Origin of the sequence: Nocardioides okcheonensis (genome assembly GCF_020991065.1) — a bacterium.
In the GTDB taxonomy this organism is placed as follows: Bacteria; Actinomycetota; Actinomycetes; order Propionibacteriales; family Nocardioidaceae; genus Nocardioides; species Nocardioides okcheonensis.
The window spans coordinates 917,208-937,277 of sequence record NZ_CP087710.1 but is presented as its reverse complement, the minus strand read 5'-3'; the positions used below and the strand labels follow the sequence as shown (position 1 = coordinate 937,277).

Sequence of the window (20,070 nt, the reverse complement as noted above, 5' to 3'; positions counted from 1 at the left end):
AGCAGTTCCTCCACAGGTGTCGGCACTCCTTGCTCACGCATTCGAACAGGTGTACGATCGTGCGTAGCACGCCGGTCCGGAACGGTTCTCTCGTCTGAGGTGACGGAGGGCCCGGGACCGGGTCAGTCACCCATAGAACCCGTGGTGGTGCTCACGGGATGCCGTAGGGCTCACAGGTGACGCCAGGCCTTCGACGCCACCCCATGCCTCACCGCTCCGCCCCGGACCCGGGCGGTTGTCAGTGACGTGCGTGCGAGGAGGTGGCTCTGGATGACCCTGGTGGATCCGGTGGAGCAGCTGCATCCGATCGTGGAGTGCGCCGTGGACCTGCGTGCGTCGTTGAAGGGTGTGGCGCCGGTGGAGCCGGTGTTCATGTCGGTGGGGGAGAAGCGGGCGGCGCTGGTGGAGCTGGTGGCGGCGCGGTCGCAGCTGGACGGGCTGCTCTCGCGGGTGCTGGCGGCCTCGGACGACGTCGGGACGGTGGAGGGTTCTCGGGACGCGGTTCCGTGGGTCGCGGCCGAGACGCGGTCCACGCGGCGTGAGGTACGCCGCGACCTGGCGCTGGGGCGCGCGATGGAGAACCACCCGGAGGTCGGGCGTCTGCTTGCCGACGGCACGCTGCGGGCGGAGCAGGCGCGGGCGATCGTCGAGGCGGTTGATGCGCTGCCGGACCGTGTCGACGTCGCCGTGCGGGAGGAGGCCGAGGCGAGGCTGCTGGCCTACGCGCGGCTGCATGATGCGAGGGCGTTGCGGCAGATCGGGAAGCGGATCCTGGACGTGGTGGCACCCGAGGTGGGGGAGTCGGCCGAGGCCGACGCGCTGGCCGAGGAGGAGCGCCGGGCGGCGGAGTCGGTGTCGTTCTTGATGTCGGACGACGGTGAGGGCCGCTGCCACGGCCGGTTCACGGTCCCCTCGCACGTGGGTGCGATCCTGCGGCGGATCCTGCAGGCGTTGGCGAACCCGGCCCGGCACACCGAGGGGGACCTGCGCGACGAGAACGGTGTGTGGAAGCCGTCGCGGCGGCGGATGGGTGAGGCGTTCGTGGAGTACGTCGAGCGGTACCCGCTGGACGCGACCCCGCAGACCGCGGGCGTGAGCGTGTCGGTGGTGGTGGCGGTGACGTTGCAGGACCTGCTGGGTGAGCACGCGGTGGCGCTGCTGGACGACGGCACGCGGATGTCGGCGGCCCAGGCCCGCCGGCTGGCGTGCGAGGCCGGGATCGTCCCGGTGGTGCTCGGCGGCGACGGGCAGGTGCTGGACCTGGGACGGTCGCGGCGGCTCTTCAGCAAGGCGCAGCGGATCGCGCTGGGGTTGCGGGACGGCGGGTGCACCGCGAAGGGGTGTGAGACGACCGCGTCGGGGTGTCATGCCCACCACGACGACCCGTGGTCCAACGGTGGTGCGACCGATCTGGTGAACGGGCGGTTGCTGTGCCCGCGCCACCACCGCCTGGCCCACGACCCGCGCTACGCCAAGACCATCCACGCCGACAACCAGGTCAGCTTCACCATGCGGACGTGAGGGGCACGGGTACGTGCTTCCGTCCGAGCCGGTCGCTGATGCCGGGCAGGTCGCCCCCTTTCGTCACCGAGCGCGTCTTCAGGACCTGCGTGTCTCACGTGGCCACGGCAAGCGTGTGGCCGAGCGCCTCGTCGCTGAGTGCCCGCTGGAGGATGGCGTGCGCGAGGCTCCACCTGCTCAACGAGCCGTCCTTGGCCAGGGGGGCATCGATGCTGACGCGGTAGTCGGTGCGTTGCTTGTCGCCCGTGAGGTAGCCGGGGCGGACGATGGTCCAGCCCAGGTCGCTGTGCTGGAGTGATCGCTCCGCGAGGCGCATGTCGCGGTACGTCGGCTCGAGGAAGTGGCGCTTGAGGACGTGCGTGTAGAACCAGCCGTCATCCGGTTGGTCCACGACTCCGCCGCTGGTGACGAGCACCACGCGGGAGAATCCGGCTGTAGGAGCTGCGGCGACGAGGGCCGCGACGCTCCGTGAGTAGACCGTGGTGCCACGCCGCGCGGCGAGCAGGCCGCTCACGCCGACGAGGTTGACGACGACCTCGCAGCCGTCGAGTCCAGAGCCGAGCGCTGCCGGGTCGGTGGCGTCACCCAACGCGACGTGGACCGACGCTCCCTTCGGGACCTGGACCGCGTCGGGGCGTCGAGCGACGACGCGGACGTCGTGGCCTGCTTCGCATGCCAGACTCAGAAGCGCCTCTCCACTTCCGCCAGTCGCTCCGAGGAGACCGATTCTCATGCGTGCCACCGTCCTCGCCGATACTTTAGATATGCAAGCAGTATGACACCTGAAGACGTTCCGCACGACCCACTGTCAACGGCGCTGCAACGAGTGTTGCTGGCACACACACGTGCTCAAGGTCATCTTGCTCGCACGCTCGGGGTTTCACGTACGGACGTGGATGCCCTCGAGCACCTGATGGTCGGACCCCTGAGTGCGGTGGAGCTCGCTGGGCGCCTCGGCATCAGTCAAGGCGCCGTGACCCACCTGTTGAGGCGCCTCGAGAAGCGTGACCACGCGCGCCGTACGAGTGACCCCGAGGACCGCCGCCGGGTGGCGATCGAGCTCACCGACGCCGGCCGTGACACCGTCGTCGCTCACGTGCTTCCGATGCTTCGAGACCTCGATGCTCTCGCTGCTCGAATGAGCCGACGCAGCGGCGAAGCAGTCATCGCCTACCTCGACGGCTCGACCACTGCACTGCTCGCGCTTGCCGGGGCGGAGTTCCCGCCCGCCCCGTGACGCGCGCGGGTCGATGTGCGCAGGGCCCATGGTCGACTGGACAGCACGTCGCACAGTTCGCCGTGCCAGTGACGGCTGAGCCACGCTCCCACACTCCAGAAGGTGGGTGAGGCACCGCTGGACGCGAGGCAGACCGTCGCTGCCGCGGGCTCGCCTCGCGTCCCTGATTGCGGGTACGTCGTGCTCACCGGCCGCTTGCGAGCACGGTTCGTGCCTACGGTCGCGTGCATGCCGATGCCGGTGGACGTTAGTGAGGTCTCGCGGACGCTGGTGGTGCGTCCTGCGACGTCGGCCACCCCGCCCGCTGCGGTCCGTCCACGCCAGGTCATCGACGTCGATGTCCGCCAGCAGGTGCTGGGTGCGCGTGCAGGGGCACGAGCCCGCGAAGCGGCCGCTCGTTATGCCGACCACGACACCGGCCTGCTCGGTCACGTGCAGGCGCACGGCTCCGCCGCACAGGCCGGGCCGCACGACGCGGCCGACGGGTGGACCGTGGTGGGGCGCTGGCTGACGTTCGTGGCCGTGCTGAGCGTGTTCGCTGTCGCGTTCGCGCTGTACGGCAACCACGCTGTTCGCTGAGCGTGCCGACGGGCACGCGCCGAGACGGTGTGGCCCCCGTGTTTTCGTCCGCTTCCTAGGCTTCCACCATGTCCGGACTGTTCGTCACCGCGCTGGCGCTCGGGACAGCAGGGATCGACCCGGCTGGCGTGCTGTTGGCCCTGGGGTCGCTCGCTGCGGGCGCTCGCGAACGAACGGTGCTGGTCTTCACCGCGATCGTGGTGGCGGGCACCGCGTTGCTGGGCACGATCCTCACGATGACCCTCGGTCAGCAGCTGCAGGACTTCGACTGGACGTCCGTCCTCCCGCCGGACTGGCTCGGCGCGGCGATCGAGGCCGTGCTCGCGGGGGCGCTCCTCGCGTGGGCGGTGGCGCGGCTGCGGCGCCGCGACGTGCGGCCGCCCAGGCCTGCCCGTCCGGGCCGCACCGGCTCGGCCCTGGTGGCCGGTGGCCTCGTGTTCGCCGCGTCAGCGCCGCTCGATCCCACCTTCGTGGGCCTGGTGGTGCTTGCCGGGCGGAGCGAGTCGGTGCCCGAGATCGCGTTGGCCCACGTGACGTGGATCGTGACGAGCCAGCTCCCGCTCATCGCGCTCGCCTTCGCCATCATGCTGCGCCGCCATGGCCGCGCGGTCGCGTGGCTGCGTGACCTGATGCCGCGGGCTCGGCCGGTTCTCGCTCGCGTCGGGACCGCGACACTGGTGCTGGCGGGGCTCGTCATGGCGGCGGACGCCGCCTGGTGGCTCGTCACGGGGCACTTCCTGCTGCCCGATCCCACCTGACGTCGTCGCTGGGCCCCGAACGGCAGGGCCCGGCGCCGCGGTGACCGCGGCGCCGGACACGAGCCGATCAGGCGGCGGTCTGCAGCGCCTTGACCTCGTCGCGGGCCGCGACGACCGCGGCCTGCTGGCGGACGACGACCTCGCGGAAGCCGGCGCTGAGGTCGAGCTTGAGGGCGTCCTCGTACTCCGAGACTGCGTGGTCCTCGCCGGTGGCGGCGGCCTTGAGGACGGCCTCGGCGTCGTCGCCGGTGAGCGCGTCCTTCAGGGAGATCCAGCCGCGGTGCAGGGCTGCGGCGACCGAGCCGCTCTTGTCGACGTCGTCGCCGTACTCGTGGCCGAGCTCGACGATCTCGCGCCAGAACCCGGCGCGCTGCTCCGACAGGCGGTGGAGGGTCGTCGCCCACTCCGGGTGCTCCCCGTCGCGGAGCTTGTCGGCGGCGTCCGCGAACCCCTTCTCGCCGTCCTTCAGCGTTTCGACGAGCTCCTTGGCGGCCTTGGCGTCATCAGACATGTGTGCTCCTTCGTGTCAGTGGTTCCTCCACACAAGCCGACGGACCGTCGCCACGGATCACCCGTGGGGATGCCCGGCGGCGGGGAGACACTCGCCGACCGGGCTCACGTGCTCGGGTGCAGCCCGGTGTCGGGCGGGGTGGTCCGCCACGACGTGAAGTGCACCGTGAGCCCGGACCGGGTCGGCGCACAGCAGAACGGCCCGGCCGTGACGGGTCCCGACGTCTCCAGGGGCGCCACGCGGACCAGCCGCCAGGGCTCGTCGTCCACCCGCGCGCGGATCGTCAGCGCGTTGCCCGACCAGCTGCCGCGGACGGTCACCAGGCGCCCGGCCCAGGCCGGCACGGGGGACAGCGACCAGTCCGACGCGCCCCGGGTGACGACGGCGCCGAGGCTCTCCTCCCCGTCGCTGAGCTCGACGCCGGCCTTGACCCACGAGTGGTCGTCGACCTTCACGAAGATGCCGGCCTGGTCGAACTGCTCGGCGAGGTCGAGACGGAACTGGACCTCGACCGCGGACTCGGGGTCCATCGTGGCCAGCAGCGCGTGCTCGCTGGAGTGGATGAACCCGTAGGACGTGAGGCGCCAGGCGTCGCTGCCCTCACGGGCCGTGACGCGCAGGCCGTCGCCCTCGGCCACGACCTCGGCGGGCTCGTTCGTCCAGCGTCCGTCCGTCCAGGCAACGCTGTGCGTCATGGTCGCTCTCCCAGGGGCCGGAGGTCAGGGATCCAACGTGTGGATGACGATGATCCTAGGCGTCGGCCGGGCGGTCCGGACGGGCTCCACGACCGCTGCGGGGACCACGTCCGTGGGTGAGGACGAAGACTGATCTGCCGCCCGCCCTCGGCAGGTGGGGTGCTGACCTCGTACGCTGCTGCAGACATCACTGCGGGGGCAACAGAGGAGGCGCACGTGTTGGACCAGGACTTCGACCGGACCGTCGGCGGCGACGCGGGCGAGCAGGACCAGCCCGGAGCGCAGCTCGACGTGCCCGCGCCGCGCTCGCCGTCGGCGGCGCGGCTGCTCGAGATGACCGCGCGCGAGACCGACCAGTGGCGCGCCGACGCCCGCGCCGAGGCCGACGGGATCGTCGCCGCCGCGAAGGAGGAGGCGGCCGAGGTCACGCGCGCCGCCCAGCGCGACGCCGACGCGATGCTCGAGGACGCGCGTCGGGCCGCCGAGAAGACGATCGGCGAGGCGCGAGCCGAGGCCGACAGCGTCCGCGCGGACGCCGACCAGCACCGCGCGCAGCAGGAGTCGGAGGCCACGCGCCTGCGGCGGGTCGCCTCCGAGCACTCCGAGCAGCTGCGCCGCCACCTCACCGACATGCTCGGCCGGCTCGACGCCGTCCCGGCCCCGAGCGAGCGGTCCGACGGCTCCGGCGAGTAGGCGGTCGACCGGCCTCGTACTTTCGGCCAGCAGGACCGGCCATCGAGCCGATCCGCTCGCGACGCGACGCGTCGAGGGTGGAGCCATGATCACAGTCCAGTCCCTGACCCGGACGTACGCCGGCTCCACCGCGGTCGACGACGTCTCCTTCACCGCCCGACCCGGCCGCGTGACCGGCTTCCTCGGCCCGAACGGCGCCGGGAAGTCCACCACGATGCGCATGATGGTGGGCCTGACCGCGCCCTCGTCCGGCTCCGCCACCATCGACGGCGCACGGTTCGTCGACCTGCCCAACCCCGGACGCGAGGTGGGCGTCCTGCTGGACGCCTCGGCTCAGCACGCCGGTCGGACCGGGCGCGAGGTCCTCACCGTCGCCTCGCACACCATGGGCCTGCCCCGCGGGCGGGTCGACGAGATGCTCGAGCGGGTCAGCCTGACGCCCGCCGAGGCCGGGCGCCGGGTGCGCGCCTACTCGCTCGGGATGCGCCAGCGACTCGGCATCGCCACCGCCCTGCTCGGCGACCCGCACGTGCTGATCCTCGACGAGCCGGCCAACGGGCTCGACCCGGCCGGGATCCGCTGGATGCGCGACCTGCTGACCGGCTTCGCGAGCCGGGGCGGCACGGTGCTGCTGTCGTCGCACCTGCTCCACGAGATCGAGGTCGTCGCCGACGACCTGGTCGTGATCGGTCATGGCAGGATCGTTGCGTCCGGCACGAAGGAGGAGCTCCTGGCGGCCGCCGGCACGCTGGCCCGTGCGTCGTCGCCGCGCGACCTCGCGCACGCGCTCGAGCGGGCCGGGATCGCGAGCACGCTCGCCGGCGACGGCTCGGTCCGCACGGAGGCCGAGCCCGCCCGGGTGGGGGCCGTGGCCCTCGCCGCCGGCATCGCCCTCACCGAGCTCCGGTCGGCCGAGGGCGCAGGGCTCGAGGACATGTTCCTGTCCCTCACGGCCGACACCCAGCGCGAAGGGGCGGCAGCATGAGCGCCGCGACCGTCCCGTCGACCGCCTCGACGGACGCCGAAGCGGTGCGCCGGGCCGTCCCCCCGATCCCGACCGGGCGGCTCGTCCAGGTCGAGCTGCGCAAGATGTTCGACACCCGCTCGGGGTTCTGGATGCTCGTCAGCATCGGCGTCCTGTCGGTCGTCGCGACCGGGTCCGTCATCGCGTTCGCCCCGGACAACGCCGTCACCTACGAGAGCTTCGCGACGGCGATCGGGTTGCCCATGTCGGTCATCCTGCCGATGATCGCCATCCTCTCGGTCACGAGCGAGTGGAGCCAGCGCAGCGGGCTCACGACGTTCACGCTGGTGCCGAGCCGCGGCCGGGTGATCGGCGCCAAGGCGAGCGCGGCGCTCCTGGTCGGCCTCGGCTCGATGGTCCTGGCCTTCGCGGTGGGCGCCGTCGGCAACCTCGCCGGCGCCGCGATCGCCGGTGTCGAGACCGTCTGGGACGTGTCGTGGAGCGCCGCACCCCAGATCGTGCTCGGCAACCTGGTGGGCATGGCCATCGGGTTCACGCTGGGCGTCGTGCTGCGCGGCTCGGCGGCCGCGATCGTCGGCTACTTCGTCGTCTCGCTGGTCATGCCGGGCATCCTCGTGCTACTGGCCCAGGTGCGCTCGTGGTTCGAGGACCTGCAGCCGTGGGTCGACTGGAACGCCACCCAGGTGGTGCTCTTCGACGGCGCCACGGACACCGGCGAGGAGTGGGCGATGCTCGGCTCGACCACGCTGATCTGGATCGTCGTGCCGCTCGTCGCCGGGCTGCTCTCGCTCCGTCGTGCCGAGGTCGCGTAGCCGCGCGCGGCGGCGGTGCCGTGTCGGGACGGGGGCCGGCCGCCTCTCGCCGTGCCGGCGCCGGGCCTCAGCCCGCGGGGTCGTACTCGCGGTGGAGGACGTAGGTGTCGACGGTGACGCTCTCCGTCGCCAGCCACGGCTTGCCCAGGAGGCGCCCGCCGGAGACGTACGCCCCCGCCCGCTCCACGGCGTCCGCGTGGTCGCCGTCGTACCAGGACTGCGTCACCGCGCCGTCGGCCTTCAGGCGCAGCGAGAGCCACCCGCGCTGGGGGCCCGCCCCGCCGGCATCGGCATCCGCCGCGGTCACGACGACCGGGAGCCGGACGTTGACGTACCTCAGTGTCGGGGCCCACCGCTGGACGGTCTCGCCCGGCCACACGTAGGAGTGGTCGTAGTCGATCGAGGACGTCGCCCTCAACCGGCACGGCGAGGCTTCCTGGGGGTCGAGAGGGGCGACGGCGCCCGCCGGGCAGAACCAGTCGCGCACCGTGCCGGCGACGACGCCCTCCTCGTCCCAGGTGTTCACCTCGGTGAGGTGCTGGTTGCCGAGCCGCTCGGGCAGGTAGCCCTTCTGGCGTGCGACGACGACGAAGGTGACGTGCTCCCAGGTCGGCTCGCCCCACTCCGCGGGCACCGGGCCGGAGTGACAGCCCGGCGCACCCTGGCCGGGCTCCGGGCATCCGGCGTCGGCCGGTGCCCCGACGACCAGGAGCCCGAGCGCGAGTGCTCCCACGGGGACGAGACGACCGAGACGCTTCATGCCTGCCCACGCAACCAGCACCCCCGCGTCCGGCACATCCCATCATCTGAGGAAAACCCGGACCGCGTGGCGCCGGTCAGGGCGACCGTCCGGCGTGCCCGGCCGTGGGCGAGCCGCCACGAGCAGCGCCCGTTGCGCCGGTAGCGTCCGGGGGTGGCCAGCACCCGTCGATCCAGCTCGCGTCGACGCGCCAGCACCTCGCGCCGCGGCGGCGCGCGCCAGCCACGCCCCCTCCCGGTCGCGGGGCCGGGAGAGCGGCTGTGGGTGCTGGACGTGCCGTACGGCACCCAGGTCGAGGGCGCGTCGTGGCACCCGGCGGTGAAGATGCACCTCCACGTCGGACACCGGCTGCCCGCGCACCTCGAGCCCTACGCGCCGGGCCCCCACACCCTCGGACGGTTCCTCGAGAACACGCTCAACCCAGGCGCCCGGGCGCCCGACCCCGAGCCGACCGACGCCCTGGAGCCGCGCAGGCTGCAGTTCGAGGCGGCCGACGCGATCGCGGCGTGCGCCGAGGCCGGGGGTCGGCTGTTCCTCCTCGCCGACGAGCCCGGCGTCGGCAAGACGATCTCGGCGGTGCTCGGGGCGCAGGCGGTGGCCGACCTGCGTGACGCGCGACGCGTGCTGGTCGTGGCCGACCGGCCTGCGGCCATCACGATCGGCCACTGGTGCCGCACCATCGCCGCGCTCGGCGACGGCGGGCTGGAGTGGGTGGTGATCACGTGGGACCGGCTGGACAAGGTCATGGACCACGACTGGGACGTGATCATCGCGGACGAGGCGCACGCCCTGCGCCGGACGACGACCAAGCGGTGGAAGCGCTGGGCGCGGATCTCGGGTCATGCGAAGCCGCACGACACCGCCCCCTTCGTCATCGCGACGACCGCGACGCCCGGGCACACGCCGCTCGAGCTGCCCTACCTCGCGCCGGCCTACGCCCAGGTGCTCGGCGAGCCGATGCGGCAGTGGACCTCGGCGACGAAGCCGGCCGAGGCGTTCGCCGAGGCGCTCGAGCGCCACGGTGTCGGCGTCGAGCCGGGACGCTACGGGGCGAGCTGGACCGCCGACCCCGCCCGGCGCGCCGCGGACCTCAAGCTGGTCCGCGGCTGGCTCGACGAGGAGCGGCCGCCGGCGATGCTGCACCGCGCCGCCCCGTGGGGGCCGGTGCCGATCTCCGGGATGCCGGTCACCCTGACGCCTGCCGAGCGGGAGGCGTACGAGGCCGAGTGGGGCGAGTTCTGCCGCGAGATGGACCTCGCCCGGCGCGGCCGGAACGTGGCGAAGGGTCGGGCCGCGCTGCTGCGCTTCCGCCAGAAGGCGGGCCTGCTGCGCGTCGACTCGACGGTGGCCTGGATCGCCCAGCAGGTCGAGAGCGACCGGCAGGTGGCGTGCTCGGTCGAGTTCGTCGCGACCGCCGCCGACCCGATCGCCGACCGGCTGCGCGACTCCGGCATCTCGGTCGCCACGATCTACGGCCGCGACCGGTTCGACCCCGAGGCGGAGCGGCTCAAATTCCAGACCGGCGAGGCGAAGGTCTGCGTCTTCACCACGGTGGCCTCCATCAGCCTGCACGCCGGCGAGACCCTCGCCGAGGGGCGTACGGCGAGCAGCGAGCCACGGGTCGGTGTGTTCCACCAGGCCCGGTTCTCCGGCATCGCCGGGCGGCAGGTCACCGGCCGCACGCACCGCGACCACCAGGTCTCGCCGTGGCACGTCGCCTACGCGGAGGGCACCGTCGAGGAGCAGGTCGGCAAGGTGATGGTCGAGCGGATCGCCGCGGCGTCCGACACGGTCGGCAGCGACACCACCGGGCTCACGGACCTCGCCGAGCTGCTGGGGGCCGACTGGCTGCCGGTCGCGTCGCTCACCGACGCCGGCTGACCAAGCGCGGCCGACCAGGGCCGGCTCGCTCAGGCGGTGATCGCGCCGCCGCCGTCGTCGAGCAGCCGGTCGCGGAGCGCCACCAGCTCGGACACCGCGGTGAGGAACCGGCCGGTGCTCTCGCCGACCTGGAGGCCGTCGAAGTAGTGGTGGCGCATCGCCAGCCGGGCGAGGTGGTGCTCGTCGTGGTCGAGGCGGTCGGCCAGCAGGTCGGCGAGCGTGCCGACCGAGCGGGCGTCGACGACGTCCGCGCAGCGGCTCAGCGGAGCCTGCTCGTGCAGCGACGCGAGGTCGTCGTGCGGGTCGGTCATCACGATCGGCCGCTCGGTCCGCAGGTAGAGCCAGTCGAGCCCGACCGACGACACGTCGGTGACCATCGCGTCGCACTGCGCCATCATCGCGAGGATGTCGCCGGCCAGTACCTCGGTGTGCCCGGCGTCGGGGTCGCGGCGCGCGGCCTCCGCGACGGTGCGCAGGATCGCGCCGTGGGCCTCCGCGACCTCGGGCACGAGGCTGGTCGTGACCTTGGGGTGCGGCTTGTAGACGAGGCGCACGTCCGGCACCCGCAGCACCTGCCGGACGATCTCCTCGCCCAGCGTGACGACCGACGTGTAGTCGTTGTAGCTCGCGTCGCCCTCCCACGTCGGGGCGTAGAGGACCGTGCGCCGCGGGCTGGGCGCCAGCAGGGGAGCGCGGGGCAGGTCGAGCTGGGGCCGCCCGATCCGGACCAGGCGGGTCGCGTCGAAGTCGAGCAGGCCCGTGACGTAGCGCTGGACCGCGGCCTCGCCCGCCACGAACACCCGGTCGTAGGCCTTGGCGTTGTTGCTCGCCATCGACTGCTTGTCGCTCTCGCCGTGGTTGACGTGGACGTGCAGCATCCGGGCGTCGACGAGGGACTCGAAGTTGGTCGGGGAGTTGTTGACGTAGAGCACGACCTTGGCGCCGAGCGCGGCGTAGAGGTCGGTGAGCTCGGCGAACGACTCGGCGAGGAGGACCGGCAGCCGCGTCCGCTCGCGGACCAGCGCGGCCGAGTCGGGGTCGCGCAGCACGAGCCCCACCGGGTGGGCGGCGTCCAGCACCTCGAGGACCTCCAGCCACTGGACCAGCTGGTAGGCCCGGGTCGGGTCGCCCGCGAAGTGGGCGAGCACGCGTACGTCCTCCACGGACCGAGCCTAGTCGGCGCCTCCGAGCCGTGACCTCCCTCACAGGGGTGGGTGGGGACGCCCCGGCCGGGCCCGACCCCGATTCGACATGCCGGCGGCGGCCGTGTTCTGGTGGTGGGACCGCAGCAGTGCTCCCGTCGTGACCGACGCGCCTCCCCTCGTGAGGCGAGCAGCGCAGCGCGGCCGGTGCCCGCGAGGCGCCGCGTCCGAGCGCCCCGGAGGCGTACCCCCAACCCCCGTGAGGTCAGAAGCACGTGCGTGCCACCACCACACCCACCCCGTCCACCCGCACCCCCTCGAGCCGGGCGCGCGGTGCCGCCGCCGGCCTCGCCGCGGCCGCCGTCGCGCTCAGCCTCGTGCCCGGCAGCGCGTCCGCCCAGCAGGCCGACGCCGAGCCCGTCGAGGTCAGCCTGAAGCTCGCCGGCCAGGCGCCGGTCGAGGTCGCCACCACGCCCCAGGCCTGGCCCGGCCAGGTCCTCGAGGCCCACGGGGTCAGCGTCGACGGCAACGACGTCGTCGCGGTGCTCCGCGGCGGCGACAAGGTCCACGGCCAGCGCAAGAAGGTGCGCCAGGGCGACGTCGTGCGGCTGACCGACGTGGTCGAGCAGCGCAAGGTCAAGACCCAGAAGATCCGCAAGGGCACCGTCGAGGTCTTCACCACCAAGCTGGAGCCCGGCACGCGCAAGGTCGTCAGCACCGGCCGCGCCGGCCAGCGCAAGGTCGTCGCGATCAAGACGCTGCACGACGGCGAGCCGGTGAACTACCGCGTGGTGCAGAAGAAGGTCGTGAAGGAGTCGCGGCCGCGGCGCGTGCTCGTGGGCCGCGAGGCGTGGTCCGTCCCCGGCGCCGACGGCCTCAACTGGGGTGCCCTCGCGAGCTGCGAGTCGGGCGGGAACCCGAACGCGGTCAACCCGGCCGGCTACTACGGGCTCTACCAGTTCGACACCGGCACCTGGCGCAGCGTGGGCGGCTCCGGCCTCCCGACCAGCGCGTCGGCGGCCGAGCAGACCTACCGCGCGAAGCTGCTCTACCAGCAGCGCGGCCGCTCGCCGTGGCCGAACTGCGGCCGGCTCCTCTGAGCGGTCCGCGCCCCTGAGGAGCACGCTCCGGGCACCGAGTTCCCCTCGATCGGTGATTCGCGGGGGAAGGGGTCGTCCCTAGCGTCGAGGGATGACCTCAGCGGCGCGGCGACTCGGACAGCTCCTCGTGGCAGTCGGCCTGGCGGGCGCCGCCGTGATGACCGGCGGCGCTGCCGCCGACGCCGACCCGCCCCGCGCCTGGACGGGCGGGGTGGAGGCCGACTTCGGGCGGGTCTGGTGGGTCCACGAGGGGTCCTACGCGGGCGCCCCCGGCAACTGGCACCTCGGCGACCTCACCATCGAGGAGGACGACGACGTCCTCACCGGGAGCCTCGTCGACTGGAGCTGCCCCGACGGCGCCAGGCCGCCCGACCCGCTCCTCTCGCCGGTCCCGCCCACGCCGTGCATGATCGTCGGCGGGACCTACGTCGAGCAGCTCGACCCGTGGGACATCGCCGTCTTCGACCACGCGACCAACCGGCTGCGCCTCTCCGGGGACTTCCGGGAGGTCGACGCGACGGGCGCGGCGGTCGGCACCGTCGCGATCGACGTCACCCTGGTCGGGACCGGTACCCCGGAGAAGCACCGCACCTACTCGGCCGGTCGCACCAGGCTCGAGTATGGGGAGTACTTCCCGACCGCGAAGGCGTGGGGCCGCTTCGACGGCCACCGCGTCGGTGGACCGCACGTCACGCAGACTGTCAAGCAGGTCAGCTTCCTGATCCGCGACATGGTCCCCGCGCCGTGACGCCGCTCAGTCCTCGACGGGCCTGATCTCGACCACGGGGTGCGACCGCGTGAGCACGCACGCGGCCGCGACGCACGTAGTCGGTCATCGCTCGTCCTCTCGTCAGGGTCGTCACTCAGGTGACGGGCGGCGGCGGCGGCGCGGATCGACAGGGACGGTCACAGACCCCGCGCCCGCACCATCCGCAGCACCTCCTCCGACCGCTCGGTCAGCGCGCCGACGACGACCGGTGCCGCCTGGGCGGCCGCGACCTCGCGGGCGCGGCGGATCCACGCCTCGTCGATCGCGTGGACCGGGAAGAGGCTGGACGTGAGCGCCAGACCGGGGATCATGCCGCCCTCGTGGAGGGTGGGGAGCGCGGCTAGGAAGCGCTCCGCGTAGGGAGCCAGCACGTCGTCCTGCCCGGGCCGCCACAGGGCCGGCCCGACGGTGCGCGCAGCCTGGATCGGCACCCGCCGCTCCACCAGGGCGGTCCACGCCTCGTCCTTCGCCTCCGGCGACGGCGAGCTCGCGCGGACGCAGAGCGCACGGACCCACGAGTCGGGATCGGGGTCGCGCTCCTCCAGAGCCGCGACGGCGGCTGCGTCGACCTCGCCGAGCTCGGCCCGGCGCTGCAGGACGTACCACTCGAGGTCGACGTCACCGTCGGCAGCGGCGAGCACCGCGGCGAGGTCGTCGTCGCCCGTGGCCGTCCGTGCCAGTGTGCGCAGGGCCGTCTGCCGGGCGATCCCCGACCCCAGCAGGCCGCGCGCCGCATCCGCGACGCGCGCCTCGAGCCCCGCACGCTCGGCGTCGGGTGCCCACTGCTGGGCGGCGGTCAGCGCCAGCTGGAGGCAGGGCTCGGCGACCGTCTCGACGGTCTCGACCCGCACCACGTCGGTGAGCGCACCGACCGCCTCGGCGGCGGTCGCGTCGCCCTCCGAGAGCATGTCCCACACGGTGGCCATCGCGACCGCTCGCGCCAGCGTCGTGGGCAGCGCGGACGGACGGCCGAGGAGCACCTCGCGCCCGGAGGGGTCGGGACGGGTGGTGGCGAAGGTGGCGTCGTCGTGGTTGACGAGGTAGAGGTCGGCATCGGGGAGCCCCTCGACCGGGGTGCGCTCGCCGTCGACCTCGACGCGGACCGCGCCGACCTCCTCGAGGACATCGCCGGCCCAGCGGTACGCGGCGACGCCGACGACCTGCGGGTGCGGGGTTCCGTGGGCGCCGGCGGCGGTGAGCACCAGGTCGTCGCCGGTGCGCTCGATGCCGAGCCGGTCGACCCCGGCGGTCTCCAGCCAAGCCCGGCGCCACGGCTGGAGGTCGCGGCCGCTGGCCTGCTCGAGGGCGCGGACGAGGTCGTCGAGCGTGGTGTTGCCCCACGCGTGCTCGGCGAAGTAGGCCGACATGCCGACGCCGAAGGTGTCCTCGCCGACGAAGTGCATGAGCTGCTTGAGGACCGCGGCGCCCTTGGGGTAGGTGATCGAGTCGAAGATCGACTCGGCGTCGGCCACGCTCGGCACGCTCTGGCGGATCGGGTGCGACGCAGGCCCCTGGTCGGCGAGGTAGGCGTGGAGCTTGTCGCCGACCAGGTTGTTGGCGGCCGTGTCGCCGTAGGCCGTGGCGCGCTCGGCCGCCCACATGCAGGCGAACTCGGCGAAGGCCTCGTTGAGCCAGAGGTCGTCCCACCAGCGCATCGTCACGATGTTGCCGAACCACATGTGCGCCATCTCGTGCAGCAGCACGTTGGTGAAGACCTGCCACTCCGCCGTGGTCGGCTCGTGGCGCCGGATGATGTCGTCGCTCCAGGTGACGCAGCCGTAGTTCTCCATCGCCCCGCCGAACTCCGGCAGGAACACCTGGTCGTAGCTGCGCTGCGGGAACGGCATCCCGAACCGCTCGCCGAAGAACTCCAGGCCCTGGGCGGTGAGGGTGAAGAGCTGGTCGGCGTCGCGCCGCAGCGCGTCCGCGAGGGTCTGGCGGGCGTAGAGGCCGAGGTCGAAGCCGTCGACCTCGCGCCGGACCTCGACGAACGGCCCCGCCACCACGACGGGGTTGTACGTCGACAGCGCCGGGGTGGGCGCGAACGTCCAGCGGCGGGCGCCGTCGACGTCCTCGACGAGCGGGTCGCCCGAGTTGCTGACCACGGTCCAGCCCGACGGCGCGGTGACCGTGAACGCGTGCGGCGCCTTGAGGTCGGGCTGGTCGAAGCAGGCCCAGGCGTAGCGCGCCTCGTCCGGCTCGAAGGTGGTCCAGAGGTAGACGTTGTCGTCGGCCGGGTCGACCGCGCGGTGCACGCCGCGCCCGTGGGTGGTGTCGGCCTGGACGCTCGCCACGACGAGGACGTTGTCGTCGGCGAGGCCGTCCAGCACGATCCGACCCTCCTCGGCCGGCGGGAGCGGCTCGCCGTTGAGGGTGGCCGACTCGACCTCGGCGCAGCAGTCGACGAACGTCGCGGCGCCCGCGGTGGCCGTGAAGCGCACGGTGCTGACCGCGCGGAACGCCGGCCCGTCGGGCAGGGCGGTGAGGTCGACGGCGATGTCGTAGGACGAGACCGACAGGAGGGCCGCACGCTCGACGGCCTCCTCCTGTCGCAGGCTGCGGACGGGCACGGGTGTGGTCCTCACTCGGGTCGGGGCCGCCGCCCGGGACGGGCGGCCTCCAGCAGCCTAGGCCGACCCGCGGACAGGAGTGACGTCGGTCACTGCCCGATGCGGGTGCGGACCTCGTAGAGCTCGGGGAAGAACGTCAGGTCGAGGGCGCGGCGCAGGAAGTCGACGCCCGACGAGCCGCCGGTGCCGACCTTGTGGCCGATCGTGCGCTGCACGACCTGCAGGTGCCGGAAGCGCCACTGCTGGAAGGAGTCCTCGACGTCGACGAGCTCCTCGCAGGTCTCGTAGACGCCCCAGTGCTCGGCGGGCGCGGCGTAGACCCGCGCGAACACCTCGACCAGCTCCGGGTCGGTCGTGTGCGGCTTCGACCAGTCGCGCGCGAGCAGCCGCTGCGGGACGGCGTGCCCCTGGCGGGCGAGGTGGGCGAGGAACTCGTCGTAGAGCGACGGCTCGTGCAGCAGCTCCTCGAGCGTCGCGCGGGCGGTCCCGTCGTGGGCGTGGACCTTCACCATGTCGGCGCTCTTGTTGCCGAGGAGGAACTCGACCTCGCGGTACTGGGCCGACTGGAAGCCCGAGCTGGTCGCGAGGAACGGGCGGATCTCGGCGTACTCGCTCGGCGTCAGGGTGGCCAGCACCGACCACTGGTCGGTGAGGGTGTGCTGGATGTGCTTGACCCGGGCCAGGCGCTTGAGGGCGGGGGAGAGGTCGTCGGTGCGCAGCAGCGCGCGGGCAGAGCGCAGCTCGTGCACCATCAGCTTGAGCCACAGCTCGCTGGTCTGGTGCTGGACGATGAAGAGCAGCTCGTCGTGCTGCGGCGGGTCGGACAGCGGCTGCTGCGCGGAGAGCAGGACGTCGAGGCGGAGGTAGTCGCCGTAGGACATGGACCGCGAGAAGTCGCGCTGGATGCCGGCCTCGAGGTCACGCTGGTTGGTGTCGTCGCCCATGGCCGCAACCTATCCGTCCCGTGCGTCGGACGGCTCGACTACCGTCGTGGGCATGGCCGCCCCCCACGCCGAGCGCACCCGCACCTGGGTGCCCGGGTGGCCGTGTGCGCCCGCGCAGGTGCTGCGCCCGCAGCGGCGCGGCGCCGGAGACCCGACCCACCGGGAGGACGACGCCGGCCGCACCTGGCGCGCCATGCGTACGCCGGTCGGCCCCGCGACGCTCTGCGTCCAGGCGCGTCCGTCCGCCGGCGACGTGCTCGGGCGGGCCTGGGGCCCGGGCGCCGAGTGGGCGCTGGAGCACCTCCCGCGGCTGCTGGGCGCCGACGACGACCCCGCCGGGTTCGAGCCGCACCACCACCCCGAGGTCGCCGAGGGCTGGCGCCGACACCCGCACTGGCGGATCGGTGCCACCGGGCTGGTGATGGAGTCGCTGGTGCCGTCGATCCTCGAGCAGAAGGTCACCGGCAAGCAGGCGTTCGGGTCCTTCCGCGAGCTCGTGCGCCGCCACGGCGAGACCGCGCCCGGCCCGGTCGCACCGCTGCGGCTGATGCTCCAGCCCACCCCGGCGACGATCGCCACGATCCCGTCGTGGGAGTGGCTGCGCCTGGGCGTCCAGCCCGCCCAGTCCCGCACGGTCGTCACCGCCTGCCGGCTCGCGTCGTCGCTCGAGCGGATCACCGAGGTGTCGCCCGAGGAGGCCGACCGGCGGCTGCGCACGGTGCGCGGCATCGGCGTCTGGACCAGCGCCGAGGTGCGCCAGCGGGTGCTCGGCGACGCCGACGCGGTCAGCTTCGGCGACTACCACCTCGCCAACTGGGTCGGCTGGGCGCTGCTGGGCCACGACATCACCGACGACGAGATGGCCGCGCTCCTCGAGCCCTACCGTCCGCAGCGCGGACGGGCGGCGATGCTCGCGATCGCCGGCGGACGCAGCCGCCCCCGCCGGGGCCCGCGGATGAGCGTGCCGACGCACCTCCCGACGCGCTGACGGGCAGCGGGGCTCAGAGCAGCGGGCGCAGGGGCGCGAGGAAGCTCTCGGTGAACTTGCGGTTGAGGTCGCGCGCCTCCCACTCGTCGAGGGTGAGCTCGAGGCAGTTGGTCTCGTCGGTCCGGAAGACCCGCTCCATCACGGCCGCGAACGCCGGGTCGATCACCTCGAGGTTGATCTCGTAGTTGCCCTGCAGGCTGAGCCGGTCGATGTTGGCCGTCCCGACGGTCGCCCACCTCCCGTCGATGGTGGCGGTCTTGGCGTGCACCATCGCGTCGCGGAAGCGCAGGATCCGGGCGCCCGAGGCGAGCAGCTCGCCGTAGTAGCCGCGCGAGATCCAGTCGGCGACGATGTGGTTCGACTTCAGCGGCAGCAGGATCCGGACGTCGACCCCGCGCCGCGCCGCGTCGACCAGCGCGTCGACGAAGTCCTGGTCGGGCAGGAAGTAGGCGGTCGTGATCCAGATGTTGCGGCTCGCGCGGTTGATCGCCTCGAGGTACATGCTGCGGATCGGGAAGTTCCACTGCCGCGGGATGTTGCGGTGGATCCGGATCTGCGGGTCCCAGTCGGACGCGGTCTCCAGCAGCAGCGGCCGCTCGTCGCGCTTGATCCGGTGGCGGCGGTTGAGGTTCCAGAAGTCGGCGAAGGCCCGCTTGAGGTCCCACACGCCGGGACCGGTGATCCGCACGTGGGTGTCGCGCCACTCGGTCGCGTAGGGCGAGCCGATGTTGTAGCCGCCGAGGAAGGCGACCTCCTCGTCGACCACGAGCATCTTGCGGTGGTCGCGGCCGTAGTGGCGCAGGTCCCAGAACTTCAGGCCCGCGGTCCACACCGGGTAGCGCAGCACCTTCAGCGACGGGGAGAACCGCTTGAAGGCGGGCGAGACGACGAGGTTGGCGAAGCCGTCGTAGATGCAGTGCACGTCGACGCCGCGGTCGGCGGCGGCGGTGAGGGCGGCCTTGAACTTCCAGCCGATCTCGTCGCCCTTCCAGATGTAGGTCTCGAAGAGGACCTGCTTCTTGGCGCCGTCGATCGCGGCCAGCATGTCGTCGTAGAGGTCGCGCCCGAAGGTGTACGTCGTGATCTCGCCGTCGCCGACCGCCACGCGCTCGGGGGCGGTCACCGGGAACGGCTTCGGCTTCTTGCCGCGCCGGCGGTAGGAGTCGACGAGGGACAGTGCGATCGCCAGCCCGACCTGCAGCCCGAGCAGCCCCAGCAGGCCGCGGCGGACGGCGGTCAGCGCGCGGGTCAGGGTCACGCGCACAATCTAGCCACGGGGCCCCATGGCCGCGGCGTGCGACCCGGCTGGCACCATGCGGGCCATGCGTCGTCTCGTCTACCTCGTCGCCGTCACCCTCGACGGGTTCATCGCCGGACCGGACGGCGGTGACCCCAGCGGGTCGGAGTTCCTCCCGGTCACCCCGGACCTCGTCGAGCACCTCGTGGGCTCCTGGCCCGAGACGCTCCCCGGGCCCGCGCGTGACGCGATGGGCGTGACCGACCCCGGCACCCACTTCGACACGGTCGTCGAGGGGCGCGGCTCCTACGAGCTCGGCCTCGCCGCCGGCCTGCTCGACGCGTACCCGCACCTGCGCCACCTCGTGGTCTCGCGCTCGCTCGCCGGGCGCACCGACCTCCCGGTCGAGGTCGTCGACGGCGACCCCGTCGCGCGGGTCCGCGAGCTCAAGGCCGAGGACGGCGACAAGGACATCTGGCTCGTCGGCGGCGGCACGCTGGCGCACGCGCTGCTGCCGGAGGTCGACCGACTGGTGCTCAAGGTCAACCCGTCGGTGATCGGCGACGGCGTACGCCTCTTCGCCGGGCCGTTCTCCCCGGCCCGCTTCGCGTCCGTCGACCAGGTCGACCTGCCCGGCGGGGTCCGGGTCGTCACCCTCGACCGGGTGCGCTGAGCCTCACCTGCCGCGGCGGCGGAACAGCCCGGCGTCGGCCTGCGGGCCGAGGGCCGTCACGAGGAAGACCAGGCCGAGCAGCACCTGCCCGACCCCGAGGGCCGTCCGTCCGCCGTCGAGCGCCCACGCGCCGAGACACATCCACGCGGCGGCGAGGAGGATGGTCCACGTGCGCCGGCTCGGGGCGCTGGGTTCCTCCTCGGTCTCCATGCGCC

The 20,070-nt window shown here is 73.1% G+C and carries 21 protein-coding genes; 12 read left to right on the top strand and 9 right to left on the bottom strand.

The annotated features are described in order from the left end of the window. Positions 1-270: 270 nt before the first annotated feature. Positions 271-1,521, top strand: a complete 1,251-nt coding sequence (locus LN652_RS04320; protein WP_230443461.1) for an HNH endonuclease signature motif containing protein — start codon at positions 271-273, stop codon at positions 1,519-1,521. A 94-nt stretch (positions 1,522-1,615) separates the two neighbouring features. On the opposite strand, the gene LN652_RS04315 is transcribed toward LN652_RS04320, so the two are convergent. Continuing rightward, positions 1,616-2,254, bottom strand: a complete 639-nt coding sequence (locus tag LN652_RS04315; protein WP_230443460.1) for an NAD(P)-dependent oxidoreductase — start codon at positions 2,252-2,254, stop codon at positions 1,616-1,618. Positions 2,255-2,413: 159 nt separating this feature from the next. Between LN652_RS04315 and LN652_RS04310 the strand changes: the two genes are divergently transcribed. From LN652_RS04310 to LN652_RS04300, 3 genes are all read left to right on the top strand, one after another. Then, the gene (locus tag LN652_RS04310; RefSeq protein WP_230443459.1) at positions 2,414-2,758 is read left to right on the top strand and encodes a MarR family transcriptional regulator; all 345 of its coding nucleotides are present in this window, start codon (positions 2,414-2,416) and stop codon (positions 2,756-2,758) included. 228 nt (positions 2,759-2,986) lie between these two features. Continuing rightward, on the top strand, positions 2,987-3,337 hold the full coding sequence (locus tag LN652_RS04305) for a hypothetical protein (protein ID WP_230443458.1): 351 nt from the start codon (positions 2,987-2,989) through the stop codon (positions 3,335-3,337). A gap of 68 nt (positions 3,338-3,405) precedes the next feature. Next, entirely contained in the window at positions 3,406-4,095 is a 690-nt protein-coding gene (locus LN652_RS04300) for a hypothetical protein (RefSeq protein WP_230443457.1), read from the top strand. A gap of 67 nt (positions 4,096-4,162) precedes the next feature. On the opposite strand, the gene LN652_RS04295 is transcribed toward LN652_RS04300, so the two are convergent. Together LN652_RS04295 and LN652_RS04290 are read right to left on the bottom strand one after the other, a co-directional pair. Then, positions 4,163-4,606 carry a ferritin-like domain-containing protein gene (locus LN652_RS04295; protein ID WP_230443456.1) on the bottom strand — a complete coding sequence of 148 codons (444 nt, stop codon included), beginning with the start codon at positions 4,604-4,606 and terminating at the stop codon, positions 4,163-4,165. A 104-nt stretch (positions 4,607-4,710) separates the two neighbouring features. Beyond that, positions 4,711-5,301, bottom strand: a complete 591-nt coding sequence (locus LN652_RS04290; RefSeq protein WP_230443455.1) for a DUF1349 domain-containing protein — start codon at positions 5,299-5,301, stop codon at positions 4,711-4,713. Positions 5,302-5,517: 216 nt separating this feature from the next. On the opposite strand from LN652_RS04290, the gene LN652_RS04285 reads away from it, so the two are divergent. The 3 genes from LN652_RS04285 to LN652_RS04275 all read left to right on the top strand — a co-directional run bounded on the left by LN652_RS04285 (position 5,518) and on the right by LN652_RS04275 (position 7,791). Beyond that, positions 5,518-5,994, top strand: a complete 477-nt coding sequence (locus tag LN652_RS04285) for a hypothetical protein (protein WP_230443454.1) — start codon at positions 5,518-5,520, stop codon at positions 5,992-5,994. Between the two features lie 85 nt (positions 5,995-6,079). After that, on the top strand, positions 6,080-6,979 hold the full coding sequence (locus tag LN652_RS04280; RefSeq protein WP_230443453.1) for an ABC transporter ATP-binding protein: 900 nt from the start codon (positions 6,080-6,082) through the stop codon (positions 6,977-6,979). Then, the gene (locus tag LN652_RS04275; RefSeq protein ID WP_230443452.1) at positions 6,976-7,791 is read left to right on the top strand and encodes an ABC-2 transporter permease; all 816 of its coding nucleotides are present in this window, start codon (positions 6,976-6,978) and stop codon (positions 7,789-7,791) included. The genes LN652_RS04280 and LN652_RS04275 overlap by 4 nt, the downstream gene beginning before the upstream one ends. A gap of 67 nt (positions 7,792-7,858) precedes the next feature. Here the strand turns inward: LN652_RS04275 and LN652_RS04270 are convergent, their stop codons facing one another. Beyond that, the gene (locus tag LN652_RS04270; RefSeq protein WP_230443451.1) at positions 7,859-8,524 is read right to left on the bottom strand and encodes a hypothetical protein; all 666 of its coding nucleotides are present in this window, start codon (positions 8,522-8,524) and stop codon (positions 7,859-7,861) included. A gap of 180 nt (positions 8,525-8,704) precedes the next feature. Here LN652_RS04270 and LN652_RS04265 point away from each other — a divergent pair, with 180 nt between their 5' ends. Continuing rightward, positions 8,705-10,432: a DEAD/DEAH box helicase gene (locus LN652_RS04265; protein ID WP_230443450.1), complete on the top strand. Its 1,728-nt coding sequence runs from the start codon at positions 8,705-8,707 to the stop codon at positions 10,430-10,432. Between the two features lie 29 nt (positions 10,433-10,461). Here the strand turns inward: LN652_RS04265 and LN652_RS04260 are convergent, their stop codons facing one another. After that, the gene (locus LN652_RS04260) at positions 10,462-11,595 is read right to left on the bottom strand and encodes a CDP-glycerol glycerophosphotransferase family protein (protein WP_230443449.1); all 1,134 of its coding nucleotides are present in this window, start codon (positions 11,593-11,595) and stop codon (positions 10,462-10,464) included. Between the two features lie 254 nt (positions 11,596-11,849). Here LN652_RS04260 and LN652_RS04255 point away from each other — a divergent pair, with 254 nt between their 5' ends. Together LN652_RS04255 and LN652_RS04250 are read left to right on the top strand one after the other, a co-directional pair. Beyond that, positions 11,850-12,674: a resuscitation-promoting factor gene (locus tag LN652_RS04255; RefSeq protein WP_230443448.1), complete on the top strand. Its 825-nt coding sequence runs from the start codon at positions 11,850-11,852 to the stop codon at positions 12,672-12,674. Between the two features lie 91 nt (positions 12,675-12,765). Next, on the top strand, positions 12,766-13,422 hold the full coding sequence (locus LN652_RS04250) for a hypothetical protein (protein ID WP_230443447.1): 657 nt from the start codon (positions 12,766-12,768) through the stop codon (positions 13,420-13,422). A gap of 158 nt (positions 13,423-13,580) precedes the next feature. Here LN652_RS04250 and pepN read toward each other — a convergent pair whose 3' ends face one another. Together pepN and kynA are read right to left on the bottom strand one after the other, a co-directional pair. After that, a complete protein-coding gene (pepN, locus tag LN652_RS04245; protein WP_230443446.1) occupies positions 13,581-16,013 on the bottom strand; it encodes an aminopeptidase N in 2,433 nt (810 codons plus the stop codon). 89 nt (positions 16,014-16,102) lie between these two features. Further along, positions 16,103-16,957, bottom strand: a complete 855-nt coding sequence (gene kynA, locus LN652_RS04240; protein ID WP_230443445.1) for a tryptophan 2,3-dioxygenase — start codon at positions 16,955-16,957, stop codon at positions 16,103-16,105. Positions 16,958-17,009: 52 nt separating this feature from the next. Here kynA and LN652_RS04235 point away from each other — a divergent pair, with 52 nt between their 5' ends. Further along, positions 17,010-17,945 (top strand): DNA-3-methyladenine glycosylase family protein, encoded by a 936-nt coding sequence (locus tag LN652_RS04235; protein ID WP_230443444.1) that lies wholly within the window; start codon positions 17,010-17,012, stop codon positions 17,943-17,945. A gap of 13 nt (positions 17,946-17,958) precedes the next feature. Here LN652_RS04235 and LN652_RS04230 read toward each other — a convergent pair whose 3' ends face one another. Continuing rightward, positions 17,959-19,203, bottom strand: a complete 1,245-nt coding sequence (locus LN652_RS04230; protein WP_329958459.1) for a phospholipase D-like domain-containing protein — start codon at positions 19,201-19,203, stop codon at positions 17,959-17,961. A 64-nt stretch (positions 19,204-19,267) separates the two neighbouring features. On the opposite strand from LN652_RS04230, the gene LN652_RS04225 reads away from it, so the two are divergent. Beyond that, positions 19,268-19,855, top strand: coding sequence for a dihydrofolate reductase family protein (locus tag LN652_RS04225; protein ID WP_230443443.1), 588 nt, complete (start codon positions 19,268-19,270; stop codon positions 19,853-19,855). A 3-nt stretch (positions 19,856-19,858) separates the two neighbouring features. On the opposite strand, the gene LN652_RS04220 is transcribed toward LN652_RS04225, so the two are convergent. Next, on the bottom strand, positions 19,859-20,065 hold the full coding sequence (locus tag LN652_RS04220) for a hypothetical protein (protein WP_230443442.1): 207 nt from the start codon (positions 20,063-20,065) through the stop codon (positions 19,859-19,861). Positions 20,066-20,070 lie beyond the last annotated feature (5 nt).

What these genes read in the sequence shown, in the direction of transcription:
- LN652_RS04320 (WP_230443461.1), top strand. Translation starts at nt 271, where the DNA reads ATGACCCTGGTGGATCCGGTGGAGCAGCTGCATCCGATCGTGGAGTGC.
- LN652_RS04315 (WP_230443460.1), bottom strand. Translation starts at nt 2,254, where the DNA reads ATGAGAATCGGTCTCCTCGGAGCGACTGGCGGAAGTGGAGAGGCGCTT.
- LN652_RS04305 (WP_230443458.1), top strand. Translation starts at nt 2,987, where the DNA reads ATGCCGATGCCGGTGGACGTTAGTGAGGTCTCGCGGACGCTGGTGGTG.
- LN652_RS04300 (WP_230443457.1), top strand. Translation starts at nt 3,406, where the DNA reads ATGTCCGGACTGTTCGTCACCGCGCTGGCGCTCGGGACAGCAGGGATC.
- LN652_RS04295 (WP_230443456.1), bottom strand. Translation starts at nt 4,606, where the DNA reads ATGTCTGATGACGCCAAGGCCGCCAAGGAGCTCGTCGAAACGCTGAAG.
- LN652_RS04290 (WP_230443455.1), bottom strand. Translation starts at nt 5,301, where the DNA reads ATGACGCACAGCGTTGCCTGGACGGACGGACGCTGGACGAACGAGCCC.
- LN652_RS04280 (WP_230443453.1), top strand. Translation starts at nt 6,080, where the DNA reads ATGATCACAGTCCAGTCCCTGACCCGGACGTACGCCGGCTCCACCGCG.
- LN652_RS04275 (WP_230443452.1), top strand. Translation starts at nt 6,976, where the DNA reads ATGAGCGCCGCGACCGTCCCGTCGACCGCCTCGACGGACGCCGAAGCG.
- LN652_RS04250 (WP_230443447.1), top strand. Translation starts at nt 12,766, where the DNA reads ATGACCTCAGCGGCGCGGCGACTCGGACAGCTCCTCGTGGCAGTCGGC.
- kynA (WP_230443445.1), bottom strand. Translation starts at nt 16,957, where the DNA reads ATGGGCGACGACACCAACCAGCGTGACCTCGAGGCCGGCATCCAGCGC.
- LN652_RS04235 (WP_230443444.1), top strand. Translation starts at nt 17,010, where the DNA reads ATGGCCGCCCCCCACGCCGAGCGCACCCGCACCTGGGTGCCCGGGTGG.
- LN652_RS04225 (WP_230443443.1), top strand. Translation starts at nt 19,268, where the DNA reads ATGCGTCGTCTCGTCTACCTCGTCGCCGTCACCCTCGACGGGTTCATC.
- LN652_RS04220 (WP_230443442.1), bottom strand. Translation starts at nt 20,065, where the DNA reads ATGGAGACCGAGGAGGAACCCAGCGCCCCGAGCCGGCGCACGTGGACC.